Annotated in this window: 11 protein-coding genes; 6 read left to right on the top strand and 5 right to left on the bottom strand. The window is 36.2% G+C overall.

The features are described from left to right. The first annotated feature begins 86 nt into the window (after nucleotides 1-86). Together GSY74_RS04810 and yidD are read left to right on the top strand one after the other, a co-directional pair. The gene (locus tag GSY74_RS04810; RefSeq protein ID WP_164663969.1) at nucleotides 87-335 is read left to right on the top strand and encodes a type II toxin-antitoxin system Phd/YefM family antitoxin; all 249 of its coding nucleotides are present in this window, start codon (nucleotides 87-89) and stop codon (nucleotides 333-335) included. Then, nucleotides 335-658, top strand: coding sequence for a membrane protein insertion efficiency factor YidD (gene yidD, locus GSY74_RS04815; protein ID WP_164663970.1), 324 nt, complete (start codon nucleotides 335-337; stop codon nucleotides 656-658). The genes GSY74_RS04810 and yidD overlap by 1 nt, the downstream gene beginning before the upstream one ends. Nucleotides 659-829: 171 nt before the next feature. On the opposite strand, the gene GSY74_RS04820 is transcribed toward yidD, so the two are convergent. Next, a complete protein-coding gene (locus GSY74_RS04820) occupies nucleotides 830-1309 on the bottom strand; it encodes a hypothetical protein (RefSeq protein WP_164663971.1) in 480 nt (159 codons plus the stop codon). A 161-nt stretch (nucleotides 1310-1470) separates the two neighbouring features. Between GSY74_RS04820 and pyrC the strand changes: the two genes are divergently transcribed. The 4 genes from pyrC to GSY74_RS10880 are packed head-to-tail and all read left to right on the top strand — an operon-like array spanning nucleotide 1471 to nucleotide 4316. Continuing rightward, a complete protein-coding gene (gene pyrC, locus GSY74_RS04825) occupies nucleotides 1471-2475 on the top strand; it encodes a dihydroorotase (protein ID WP_164663972.1) in 1005 nt (334 codons plus the stop codon). Nucleotides 2476-2530: 55 nt separating this feature from the next. Then, entirely contained in the window at nucleotides 2531-3445 is a 915-nt protein-coding gene (cysK, locus tag GSY74_RS04830; protein WP_164663973.1) for a cysteine synthase A, read from the top strand. Continuing rightward, nucleotides 3445-4041, top strand: coding sequence for an aminotransferase class IV family protein (locus tag GSY74_RS04835; protein ID WP_164663974.1), 597 nt, complete (start codon nucleotides 3445-3447; stop codon nucleotides 4039-4041). Before cysK ends, GSY74_RS04835 begins: the two co-directional genes overlap by 1 nt. After that, the gene (locus tag GSY74_RS10880) at nucleotides 4032-4316 is read left to right on the top strand and encodes a hypothetical protein (RefSeq protein WP_255494547.1); all 285 of its coding nucleotides are present in this window, start codon (nucleotides 4032-4034) and stop codon (nucleotides 4314-4316) included. The genes GSY74_RS04835 and GSY74_RS10880 overlap by 10 nt, the downstream gene beginning before the upstream one ends. A gap of 397 nt (nucleotides 4317-4713) precedes the next feature. On the opposite strand, the gene GSY74_RS04845 is transcribed toward GSY74_RS10880, so the two are convergent. The 4 genes from GSY74_RS04845 to GSY74_RS04860 form a co-directional block, all read right to left on the bottom strand. Further along, nucleotides 4714-5478 carry a 4-(cytidine 5'-diphospho)-2-C-methyl-D-erythritol kinase gene (locus tag GSY74_RS04845; protein WP_164663975.1) on the bottom strand — a complete coding sequence of 255 codons (765 nt, stop codon included), beginning with the start codon at nucleotides 5476-5478 and terminating at the stop codon, nucleotides 4714-4716. Nucleotide 5479: 1 nt separating this feature from the next. Then, nucleotides 5480-5977, bottom strand: a complete 498-nt coding sequence (locus GSY74_RS04850; RefSeq protein ID WP_164663976.1) for an Hsp20/alpha crystallin family protein — start codon at nucleotides 5975-5977, stop codon at nucleotides 5480-5482. Between the two features lie 2 nt (nucleotides 5978-5979). Next, nucleotides 5980-6804 carry a tRNA pseudouridine(55) synthase TruB gene (gene truB / locus GSY74_RS04855; RefSeq protein WP_164663977.1) on the bottom strand — a complete coding sequence of 275 codons (825 nt, stop codon included), beginning with the start codon at nucleotides 6802-6804 and terminating at the stop codon, nucleotides 5980-5982. Between the two features lie 83 nt (nucleotides 6805-6887). After that, the coding region (locus tag GSY74_RS04860) for an ATP-dependent helicase (RefSeq protein ID WP_164663978.1) at nucleotides 6888-8544 on the bottom strand (1657 nt) is incomplete at its 5' end.

Consider the following 8544-nt stretch of genomic DNA (forward strand, 5'->3'; position numbering starts at 1 on the left):
AAAATATATTTTAATCAGACTAAAAATTTGACACAACTCAATATCTTTGCTAAAATTGTCAACACATTGTACAAAAAGGAGCTATGATGCAAGTTATTAACTACTCATATGCAGAAGACAACCTAGAATCACTAATTAATACTGTTTGTGATGATAATGAAAAGATTATTATTACAACTCAAAACAATAAAAGTGTAGTTATGCTCTCACTAGATAAATATAACAATCATGCAAAGATTAAACGAGATGTAGCAAAAGCAATAAAAGAGATAGAACGAGGTGACTATATGAGTATAGATGAAGCCTTTGAAAAAGCATTACTTGCTTATAGATAATGAAAAAATTCTACCTAGCCCCACTAAACGCCTACCAATACATATCACGCCTACTCCCTGCATCTTGTAGATACTATCCAACTTGTTCAGAGTATGCCAAGTGGCAATTTGAACTAAACCGAGTAGACAAAGCCTTGGCTCAAACTACTCTAAGAATACTTAGATGCAACCAACTTTTTGATGGGGGGATTGACTATCCTATTATAAAATATACTCCACCTAAACTACTCTGTTTGGTTACAGAATTTCCTAAGATAAAATATTGGTTGGTTCCCAAGGATGAAGATAAATATTATGTTATAAAAGATTATAATGCTTATTAGACGATGTAAGGAATTGTAAAATAACAAATCTACCCAAGTTACGCAGGATTTTTGTTTCTAGTTGGATTGTCTCATGAGGAGCATAGTGATTCTATGCGACGATTGAGAGAATTCAAATAGGAATAAAAAGACAAGTAAAATGGGTAGATTTGTTGTTTGGAAATTCCTAAGTTAAAAACTATATACGGCGTGACAACTGTTGCAAGTACTTGTAAGTATACTAACACCTTTATCCATCTTGGAGACATTATCATTTTGCACGAGTTTTTTTAAAAAATTGGCTTTATAGGCTAATGATTTAGCTAAACCCATATACTCATCTGTCATTAGACTCAATGGAATATCTGTTTGAATCTTTTGACTATTTGAGATAAACTCATCTAGCACAGAGATGATGGGCTTTTTGTTATAGACTATCCACTCTTCATCTCTATTGAATTCACTATCTAGTTTTGTAAATAGGAGATAATCCAAATCACCCATAAGTTTTTGATACTTTTTATCATGTGCTACCTCTTCTACAACAACCATTTGAGACTCTACAGTAACATCTCTATCTTCCCCTATTGTTATCTTTTTAGGAGTGCACCCCTCCATAAAAAATAGAACAATAAGAGCAAAAACAGTGGTAATATTAAAACGGAGATACATAATTCTATCTTTTATTTGGTTTTATAATGTTTAATTATATGATGATAGCCTCTTTAGCCTTAATTCTCTCCTAGTTTTCTCTTATTATCGATTACTCTTACCAAACTTAATCCTTTTTTAGGCACAATATGAAAAAATAATTGCCACAAGGATACCCAAACATGTCAATAACGCTAAACTCACCACTAGATATGCACCTACACTTAAGAGATGGCGATATGCTAAAAACTGTAGCACCTCTTAGCTCTAGCTCTTTTGCAGGTGCGATTATTATGCCAAATCTTGTACCACCTGTCTCTACCAAAGAGGAACTTATAGCGTATAAAAAGAGAATAGAAGAAGCCTGTGACAACAGCTCTTTTACCCCTTATATGACTCTCTTTTTTAAACCTTCGTACACCAAAGAATTTTTAGAGTCTGTTAAAGATGAGCTAACAGCTATCAAACTCTACCCTGCAGGAATTACAACCAATTCAGAGGGAGGGGTTAGTGGATTTGATGTTGAGGAGCTTCGTCCTACTCTTGAAGCTATGAGTGAGCTTGAGATTCCTCTCTGTATTCATGGAGAGACCAATGGATTTGTGATGGATAGGGAGGCTGAATTTGTCTCTATCTATGAAAAATTGGCTAGTGCATTTCCAAATCTGACTATTATTATGGAACATATAACTACAAAAGCTAGTGTAGAGGCTCTTGATAGATTTGATAACCTCTATGCAACTATTACCCTGCATCACTTGATGATTACTCTTGATGATGTAGCAGGTGGGATGCTTCAACCTCATCTTTTTTGTAAACCTATTGCGAAGCGACCAGAGGATAGAGAGGCTCTACGCAAAGTTGCTCTTGAAGCTCATCCAAAAGTGATGTTTGGCTCTGACTCTGCACCTCATCCACAACATGCGAAGGAGTCTTGTGGTTGTGCAGCAGGGGTTTTTACAGCTCCTATTGCATTACAAGTTCTCACAGAGCTTTTTGTGGAACACTCAACTGTGAAAAATCTACAAGCATTTGTCTCTGATAATGCTCTAAAAATATATAAAAATATAGAAGTTCCTAAAAAAACTATTAGATTAGAGAAAAAAACTTTTGTAGTTCCTCCAAAATATGGTACAGTTGTACCTATGTATGCTAGTGAAACGATTGCTTATAGTATAGTTGAATAACAAAACCGTAGGTCGGGCTGCCCTCTGCCCGACAAAATTAAAAAAGGAATAAAACATGATAGCCAACAGCATTGAAGAACTAATCGGAAACACCCCCCTAGTAAAACTAGGAAAACTCTCCAAACTTTCTGGTGCAACTATCTTAGCAAAATGTGAATTTATGAACCCTACCTCATCTGTCAAAGATAGAATAGCTCTCAACATGATAAACAGAGCCTTAGAGTCAGGCAGAATAACTCTTGATTCCACTATTATCGAACCAACATCAGGCAATACAGGAGTAGGACTAGCAGCAATCTGTGCATCAAAAGGGATAAAACTTATCTTGACCATGCCAGAGTCCATGAGCATCGAGAGACGAAAACTCCTCAAACACTTAGGAGCCAAGATAGTTTTAACTCCTGCATCAGAGGGTATGCATGGAGCCATCAATAGAGCAGAAGATTTGGCTACTAAGCTCGGTGGATTGGTACTACAGCAGTTCCAAAATCCTGATAATCCAACCATCCATCGCAGAACAACTGCTATTGAGCTTCTAAAAGATACCAATAACCGTGTAGACTACTTTATATCAGCAGTAGGTACAGGTGGTACCATGATGGGAACTTCTGAAGTTCTTAAAGAGCATCTACCAAATCTAAAAGCTATTGCAGTGGAACCAACCAACTCTGCTGTTCTATCAGGTGAAGAGATGGGGTCTCACAAGATTCAGGGTATTGGAGCAGGATTTATACCTACTGTTTTGAACACTGATATTATTGATGAGATTATCAAAATGGATGATGAGAGAGCATTTGAGATGGCTAGAAAAGTTGCCAAAGAGGAGGGTCTGCTTGTGGGTATCTCATCTGGTGCGAATGTGGCGGCGGCTTTTGAGGTGGCATTAAGAGAAGAGAACCAAGGTAAAGTTATCGTAACTATTTTATGTGATACAGCTGAGAGATATATGTCGACTGAACTTTTTGAATAATGCTTCTTGAAACGATAAAAATAGAAAATGGTCAAATCTTTAACATTGAGTGGCACAACCAACGCTTCAACAGAAGTAGAAAAGAACTATTTGAAGTAGATGAGATTATAAATCTTCAAAATCATATAACTCCTCCAGCTCAAAAAGGAGTTTTTCGTTGTCGTATACTCTACGATAAAAATATAATATCTATAGAGTATATTCCATATCAAACGAAAAATTTTAGAACATTTAAAATAGTACAAAGCGATATAGACTACAGCTATAAATACTCCAATAGAATGAAAATAGAGAAGTTAAAAGCAGAGGTATTCCCTTATGATGGAATTATTATAGAGAAAGATGGTCTACTCACAGATACAGCCATAGCAAATATAGCATTTTATAATGGTGACTCTTGGCTAACACCCAAAAAACCTCTACTAAAGGGGACAATGAGAGCAAAACTCCTAAGTGAAGAGTTTCTAATAGAAAAAGATATTAAAAGTAAAGAGTTAAAAGAGTTTTCACACTTTGCTTTAATGAATGCTATGATAGGATTTCAAATTCAAAAAAATATAATTATACAGAGCAAAGAAGAGAAATTATGCCTTTAGAAAATTTACAAAAAGAACCATTTCAAGATATTATGCAAGAGCACATTTCAAATACTATTGGATTTCTATTTGATGAGAATCAAGAGTTTGGAGTAGCATGTGATATTGCACATGTTGAGTTTGACCCATCATTACCACAAGAGATACGAGAGAGTTTACCTCCTGTAACACTTTTTATGTTGGCAAACTATTCACTAGAGAGTGCTACACTTGATGGAACTAGCTTACAGTTTGAAGCAGGATTTGGTTCCCAAAATTTTGGTTCTTTGGTATAAATACCACTTTTAGCGATTAAACAGATTTTTGTAGGAGAATATCCTATCCTCATCAATATAACCTCTCCATATGATGAAGAGAGAGAGGTAGTTGACTCTATGAGTGCATTGTTAAATAATCCTGAGAATGCCAAACTTCTTAAAAAGAAAAAATAATATTGTAAGGGCAGAGCCAAGCCACTGCCTTTTGTAATGCCCTAAGAAAAACAAACAACTTTTTTAAAAGTCTAATTCTTCAAATTCCAATTTAGATAAAATAAGGGTAAAACGATGAGCAAAAAAATTTAAAAGTTGAAAACATATCGTTAGTAAAGCCTAAATCACTATCTAGGCAGATTAAATTTTGATGGTATGAGAGAAGAGAGTTTAGAAGTAAAAAAAGGACAAAGGCAACTACTCATTTGACTCTAAAAAAAGTACTACCACTCCCCGAAAAATACCAACCCTCTTTTGCGACTTCTTTAAGTTGTGGATAAGCAATCAGAGAGGCTTTATACAAGTCATTGGCTTCCACCGCATCTACTTTTGACAAGACCTCTTTGGTCGATAAATGCTCCCACCCCTCAAACACCGTAGGTTCGATATCATCGAACAACTCTCGTCTGAATGTCTTATAAACCAAAGGTGTATCACAATGAATATCAGGTGTATACAGCTCAATCTCAAAAGCCTCTTCTTTAAACTCTTCGACTATCTCCCCAAACCCTGAGACATTAGCCGAGTTATAATCATAGACAAAAAATGGAATATCAGCCCCAACTTTTGAGCCTATTTGGGCTAGAGTGGAGGTATCAATACCCAATCTACAGACCTCATTAAACAGACGCATAAAAGCTCCAGCATCGCTACTTCCACCACCTAGACCTGCCCCTGATGGGATATTTTTCTCTACTACCACTTTATGGTATTTGAAAAAATCATTGACAATACACTGGTTCACATGCTCTTTGATGGCAAGATAGACCTTGTAGATGGTATTGGACTCTACAGGTACATTGCCGCAACCCTCTATGGTAAAATTATCACATTTGGCAGGAACAAAGCTAATGGTATCGTAGAGATGTGGGACTTTGACAAATCGTGAGAGCAGAGTATGGTATCCATCTTTGTGTCCTGTGATTTTTAAAAAGGTGTTTATCTTTGCATGGGCTTTTATTGTCATTCTATCTGTTTTTCTTCGGCACAGTTATTATAAGCACACCATCTATATATACGCTCTTCATCTTCTGCCCATCAGCATCAAAAGGGATAGGGATAACTTGCACTGTTGAACTGGAAGAGCTACTCTCAACCACACCTGCTTGGGTTTTGCTCTTTTCGCTTGTCTCTGTTGTCGCCTCAATCTTGACACCAGAGCCTTCAATAGAGACTTTCACTTTTGTATTTTTAGGGTCATCAATATTCTCTACTAACTCATATTTTTTATCAAATTCTTGAAAACTAGTCATCGGAGAGTTATCTATTGTTACTCCCTCATCAATAATTGTATTGACATTTTGCACCTTTTGGTTATGCTCATCCATCCCTCTTTCCATTGCCCTATCTAGCATCATCATCTCTCTAGCAGGAGCATACATCTCCTCTTCTAAATTTACTTCCGAAACGGCTGTTATTGTGGTTAGTAGAATGGCATTTAGTGTTATTGTTAATGTTTTGTTCATTGTTATTTTTCCTTTTTTATTCTGTTTAGTTTGTATTTTATCTCTCTATTTTTTATCTCTATAATAGAGAAGAAATTTTTTGTCTCAACCCAATACTCGCCATCCTCTTTGGTCTCAAAGTAGTCGATGTAGAGTTTCTTGCCAAGCTCCATAAACTCATCATCACCTGTGTATATATTTTGAGGAATTTTTAGATAGTGTAGGGGATTAAGGGCTTTTTCATTATCAAAAGAGAATGCCCCCTCATAATCCCGTCTGAGGCTAGAGAGCGTAGCATCAACGCCCAGTTTATCAGCGATAATGGCTCCAAGAGAACGGATATAAGTCCCCTCTGAAACCATCACCTCAAAATGGATAAATGGGTGATTGTAACGGATAAGGTGTATATCATAGATAGTGGAGGTTATCTCTTTTAGTTCCACCTCTTTGCCCTCACGAGCTAGTTCATAAGCTCGTTTTCCATTGATTTTCTTAGCAGAAAATTTGGGTGGGTAGTAGGTGAGTTGACCTCGTAGACTCTCCAAAGTTTGGTAGATTTGGTCAATGGTAAGCTCAGGTGTCTCTTTTATAGAGTCGACATTTTCAATATCAAGACTTTGAGAGTTTGCTCCAAGCCATAGTGTTGCACTGTAGGCTTTTGGTGTTTTTTTGAGGTATTGAAAAAGTTTAGGGTATTGACCAGTGGCAACGATGAGGCAACCTGTGGCAAAAGGGTCGAGGGTTCCTGAGAAGCCTACTTTTTTGGTGTTGTATTTTCTTTTGACATAACCCATGTAGCCGTTTGATGAACGGAAGATGGGTTTGTTGACGACAAATAATCTGTTCATGTTTTCCTTATGTTTAATGCCTTTCGGCGTTGATATTATTTTATGCAAATATTGATTCATGGTGGGTGATACCCACCCTACGATTAAATTGATTTTACAAATGAACTCAGTATCTCTTTTTTATTGCCACCGAAATTAATCTTTAGTTTATATTCTCGTCCCGATTTATTCGCACTCTGAACTCGTCCTACTCCAAATATCTTATGTCTAACAAGGTCACCCTTTTTAAACTCTGATTTTTTGGTTATCTTTAGGCTTTCACCTTGAATTAGTCCCGCTTCACCGAGGAAACGGCTTTTTGCTATGCGTTTTCTTTGACCTTTGTAGAATCTACTGTCTGCATAACATAGAGTTAGATCGGATTTTGCTCTAGTTATAGCTACATATCCTAGCCTTCTCTCCTCTTCCATATTGCAACCATCTCCAAGAAGAGGGAAGAACTCCTCCTCTAAACCTATAACAAATAGATGTTCAAACTCTAACCCTTTTGAGGCGTGTATGCTCATAATAGTTACAGAGTTTTTATCTACTTGGTCTTGTTCACTCTGCAAAGAGATTTCATTTAGAAAACCATCTAGTGTTTGGTTTGTTTTTTTACTTATCGACTCTCGAAAGTAACCGTAGAATTCATCAATATTAAGCAGTCTATCTGCTCCCTCTGACATAGTAGAGTAGTGCTTTCTAAGTCCAATAACATCATCAAATATTGTCACGAAATTCTGAAGAGAATCCTCTGCCTCCCCTCTAAGGGTATGAATATCTTCGGCAAAACTTTTAAGTGAAGAGGCAGCTTTTTTGCTTACAATTTGAGCTAATTCACTAGTCTCTTTTGAGTTTATAAATGTAAAAATAGAACTCTGCTCAAGAAAGGCGACTTTTTTTAACTTGTTTATAGATACTCTACCTATGCCTCTTTTGGGTCTGTTTACTATTCTTTCTAATGAAAAATCATCATGAGGATTGGCAAAAACCCTAAAGTATGAGATAATATCTTTTATCTCGGCTCTATCGTAGAAACGCATACCTCCAAGGAGTTTAAATCCTAACCCCTCTCTTGTAAAGCCCTCTTCAAGAGAACGAGATAGAGCATTAATTCTATATAGTACAGCAATCTCATTGGATGATGTTCCAGATGAGAGTAGTTTTTGTATCTCTTGTGCTATATATTTGGATTCCAAGTTTTCATTGAGTGTATGTAAAAGTTTTATATCTCCACCTTCACCTTTATTAGAAGTTAGTTTTTTCCCTATTCTTTGATTATTGTGTTCTATTAGCTCATTGGCAGCTTTTAGGATAGGAGAGGTGGAGCGATAGTTGGTCTCCAATTTGACAATTTTTGTATTTTTGAAGTAGCTTGAGAACTCTAAAATATTTCTAATATTAGCTCCACGCCAACCATAGATACTCTGGTCATCATCTCCTACTACACAGAGGTTTTTGTGTTCAGATGCCAAGAGTTCTAGTAGTTTAAATTGAAGCTCATTTGTATCTTGGTACTCATCCACCATAATATATCGATAGCGATTGCTTGTCTGTTTGCGTAGTGCATCATCTTGTTTCAAGATTTGATATGTGAGCATAAGCAGGTCATCAAAATCAACAAGATTATTTTCAACTATCTCCTCTTGATACTCTTTATAGATAGTAGCAATCTTTTTATAATCAGGTAGTTCAGCTTTCTCTACAACCTCTGTAGCTGTTAGTAGTGTATTTTTATATTTTGAAATTTCAAAGTTTATA

It is taken from the genome of Sulfurovum sp. bin170 (assembly GCF_010892395.1).
GTDB lineage: Bacteria > Campylobacterota > Campylobacteria > Campylobacterales > Sulfurovaceae > UBA1140.

Coding starts and splice junctions, on each gene's coding strand:
- GSY74_RS04810 (WP_164663969.1), top strand. CDS start 87: ATGCAAGTTATTAACTACTCATATGCAGAAGACAACCTAGAATCACTA.
- yidD (WP_164663970.1), top strand. CDS start 335: ATGAAAAAATTCTACCTAGCCCCACTAAACGCCTACCAATACATATCA.
- GSY74_RS04820 (WP_164663971.1), bottom strand. CDS start 1,309: ATGTATCTCCGTTTTAATATTACCACTGTTTTTGCTCTTATTGTTCTA.
- pyrC (WP_164663972.1), top strand. CDS start 1,471: ATGTCAATAACGCTAAACTCACCACTAGATATGCACCTACACTTAAGA.
- cysK (WP_164663973.1), top strand. CDS start 2,531: ATGATAGCCAACAGCATTGAAGAACTAATCGGAAACACCCCCCTAGTA.
- GSY74_RS04835 (WP_164663974.1), top strand. CDS start 3,445: ATGCTTCTTGAAACGATAAAAATAGAAAATGGTCAAATCTTTAACATT.
- GSY74_RS10880 (WP_255494547.1), top strand. CDS start 4,032: ATGCCTTTAGAAAATTTACAAAAAGAACCATTTCAAGATATTATGCAA.
- GSY74_RS04845 (WP_164663975.1), bottom strand. CDS start 5,478: ATGACAATAAAAGCCCATGCAAAGATAAACACCTTTTTAAAAATCACA.
- GSY74_RS04850 (WP_164663976.1), bottom strand. CDS start 5,977: ATGAACAAAACATTAACAATAACACTAAATGCCATTCTACTAACCACA.
- truB (WP_164663977.1), bottom strand. CDS start 6,804: ATGAACAGATTATTTGTCGTCAACAAACCCATCTTCCGTTCATCAAAC.